Below are 3,495 nucleotides of genomic sequence, written 5' to 3'. Positions count from 1 at the left end.
CTTGGTTTGATGGAAACGGTGAATTTGGCTCAGGGAGCAGTACCGAATAGTCGAAAAGTAAATGGCAAAGTTCTGACTGAGGATATCAATATTACGTCTCAGGATATTTTTCATGGACAGGCTGTTTATTTGGGTGATAAGGCAAATTTGGATAACTACAAAATACCAGGGATTTATTTCCAAGATTACAATATTTATGCTCAAAATGGTGCTAACTACCCTGAGTTGCTTGCTGGTTCACTTGTCGTTTTACAAGCTGCTGGGATCATTCAGCGTTATTTTGTTTATAACAGTAGCCGGATATATACACGCAGCCAATATCACAATTTACCGTGGACACCTTGGGCACAAGAATATAATACGCTCAATAAACCTACTACGTCGGATATTCTGAGTGAACCACGTTACACCACTAAGATTGATCTTACTGGCCTAAGTACTGACCGCTATTATCCAGTTTGGTGGGACTTTCCACCTAATGTTGGAGCGAATTCTTGGTTAACTCTTCATAGGCCCTATCCATATGATGCAGAAAAAAAACCATTCGGTGAAGGTGTGACACATGTTGCTGGATTACTTGCACAAATAGAGGGGGGAGAGCATCGGTGGGGTGGTGATGCACAATATTTAAATATTAAACGCATAAATCAAACCTATCGTAAAACAATAAAAGCGATCCACTACGCCATGATAAGCATCGCTAGACCCGTTGATGGTAAATATCCTATCTATGGTGATGTTAAATCTGGTGATGTTGTAGATTGTTACGTTTATAGTGGTTGTTATTTACGTGGTGGTTTAACCTATTTTACGACCAGTAATTTCCAACCAATTCATTATTCACGTGAAGAAGGAGAGGTTGAAATATATCAGTGGTCAAGTGCAGATCTTAAGCGTGAAATGAAATGGATGGTGAAATCGTTAGCCATTAACGATCCACTATTAGGCGAAGAATATAATGATAATACAACACCTTATTCTCTGGAATATGATTCGCGCTATCAAAAGAAACCATAATGAGGATATATGATAAAATTAAATAAATTAATAGATAAAAATGGCTATGAATATGTTAATGTGCCAGCTGAACCCCATCAATTAATCTCTATGGGGTTCAGTGCTCAAGAGGCTCAATCATTATATCAGAAGGCCATTATCGAACAGAAAAATAAAGCCTATCACCGCCAACAATATTATTTATTGGAACAAGCGACAATTAAAATGGCACCATTACAAGATGCTATTGATTTAGGCATTGCTACTGATAACGAAATAACAATGTTGATGGAGTGGAAAAAATATCGCGTCGCGTTAAATCGAATGAATACCACGGCACAAGATATTGAATGGCCAGAGCAACCAGAATAAAACGAATCATTTTCATGGTGATAATTTGTTAATTTAATATTCCCATATATAAATAGCCAGATATGTTGAGTTGGCTATTTATATAATTTAAATTTTTCCATTCTATACTCTAAATAATATCGCTGATTGTATGGTCATCAATTATTATTGCAGAAAAATGATTGTTTATGATTTTATTGTCATTATTAGTGATTTTTGTGAACTACCAAGAGACATTGAGTACTACTGGTTTAATTACAACAATATGTAATTAAATATAAATACATATTGTTCTTAAATTAATTGTAAGTTCCTTATTTCAATAATTAAAAACGTTTTCTGAAAAAGCCATTAATGAATTTAATGTAAAAAATTGTTTCAGAAATAATAAATGCTTGCAAATTAGTTTATAAGCCTTAAATCTACGGCCTGAAAAACAGGCCGTTATTATTTATTCTGGTTTTTCAGGCCAATTAATATTATCTGGCGCTGATGAAATGTCAACACGACTCAGTAATACTAAATACTTTTTCCAATCTAACAACAATAACTTTTCTTTTTCTGAGGCCAATTTAATATCTACAGCATGTTGTAATAATGTAATTTTTTCATTCGCTTGTCGTAATAGTGCTATCCGCTGCTGCTCTGCCTGTTTAATCTGGCTATCCTTTATAGCATATTTGTCAGTTACCCACTGTTTACCATCCCATTTATCAAAATCAGTGACAGGTTGTTTGAATGTCAGATATTCTGGTAGTTCACCTAACGAAGTAATTTCATATTGTGCTAAGGTTTGCGTGTTATAAACTATTTTTCCTCGGTAATCAGGTACAATTTGCCAACAACTTTTATCTTCGCTGCGGCAAACAGCCATACTATCAGAATCTGGAAGTTTTGGGGCATCTGGATAAGAATTGGCAGGAAGTCCCACTCCTTCCATTAAATATTCTGGTCTGGCACCAATAAATTCTCTGGAATAAGGTTCTGCATGGTAGATTATCAACCAGCCAGCCTTGGTTGCTAATCCGTCATTTCCCAATATTGCAGTTTCTGGTTCTAGGGAATATTTTTGTTTCTGTGTTGTCATTACGCTGCTCTCACTATGTAGTTAAATGCGATATTACGGGGACGTACTCTAAATGTAGATAATGAAACTGTACCAGTAGGATTTAATTGGGTCGAAAAATATTGTCCGCTCCCGAGTTCTATTTCCTCAAAATCACTAGCCATAATTTCTGATGGATAATTATTTGAAAAACGATTAATAGGAGGAGATACCAGTAATCCTATATTTTCAGAGGTTGCATGGGTGTAAAGATTAGGTAACTTTGTTGAATTCTGATGAGATAATATCTCCCGCCCAGAATCAATACTTCTCCCATTATCCCAACCTCGAATAAACTCACCACGTAAATCAGGGAGTGTACCAGAGGGATATGCTTCCCCTAATTTAGGGTATACAGATTTGTCAAACTGCTGACCACTACAAATAAGATAACCTGCTGGTGCAGTTGACTTAGACCACGGTAGCGGAATACCAACAAGAATATCGTCCTCTGTTAATATCTTACGTTTTCCCCTGAAGTTACCACTTTCATCGAAAGCGTAAGTAGAAATACTGAATGCTTCTGAATAACCCCCATACCCGAAAGAAAGCCCGCGAGCGTGCTGAGAGCTATCAACGTCAGGATGAGCGATATGAATTGCTAATGCCCCCAGATTATCAATTCCATTGGGCCTCAAAAATCCCGAACGCCCCAAATGACGTGAATTAGGATCATCATAATAGTTTGCGGTTTTAGCTAATATATAACCTGATGTTTTTGTATTGGTATTTAACTGAATAAATCGACTGTCAGACTCTGATTTAGAATAGTGCTCATTCGCTATTGCAACATAGCCGTTCTTTCTAGGGAAGTGAACAACATTTATATTTGAGGAGTCGGGCTCACGATATCCTATTGCACAAAAAGAACTTTCTTCATGAGAAGTGGTTTCTACTAAAACATATCGGCCATCTCCCTTTGTTAGTGACAAACTGGAATAATTTCCACCTGTTTTAATATTGTGATTGCCTGATGTGAATGATTCAGCTGAGTCTTTAGGAAGAGCATTTTTCGCCAAATTCACCGTTTCCATCAAACCAAG

General features: G+C 36.5%; 4 protein-coding genes. 2 read left to right on the top strand and 2 right to left on the bottom strand.

Going from position 1 to position 3,495, the window contains the following annotated elements; genetic code table 11:
• The coding region (locus EAE93_RS24895) for a pyocin knob domain-containing protein (RefSeq protein WP_250151173.1) at positions 1–1,017 on the top strand (1,017 nt) is incomplete at its 5' end.
• A gap of 9 nt (positions 1,018–1,026) precedes the next feature.
• Complete coding sequence (locus tag EAE93_RS24890) at positions 1,027–1,368, top strand: tail fiber assembly protein (RefSeq protein ID WP_110085696.1); 342 nt, start codon at positions 1,027–1,029, stop codon at positions 1,366–1,368.
• A gap of 430 nt (positions 1,369–1,798) precedes the next feature.
• Here EAE93_RS24890 and EAE93_RS23515 read toward each other — a convergent pair whose 3' ends face one another.
• Entirely contained in the window at positions 1,799–2,434 is a 636-nt protein-coding gene (locus EAE93_RS23515; RefSeq protein WP_214040692.1) for a tail fiber assembly protein, read from the bottom strand.
• Positions 2,434–3,495, bottom strand: a 1,062-nt coding sequence (locus EAE93_RS23510; protein ID WP_214040691.1) for a phage tail protein, incomplete at its 5' end; no start/stop codon positions are given. The genes EAE93_RS23510 and EAE93_RS23515, both read right to left, overlap by 1 nt.

This window comes from Photorhabdus akhurstii, assembly GCF_018448925.1.
GTDB lineage: Bacteria > Pseudomonadota > Gammaproteobacteria > Enterobacterales > Enterobacteriaceae > Photorhabdus > Photorhabdus akhurstii.
This window is presented reverse-complemented; position numbering and strand designations above follow the sequence as displayed.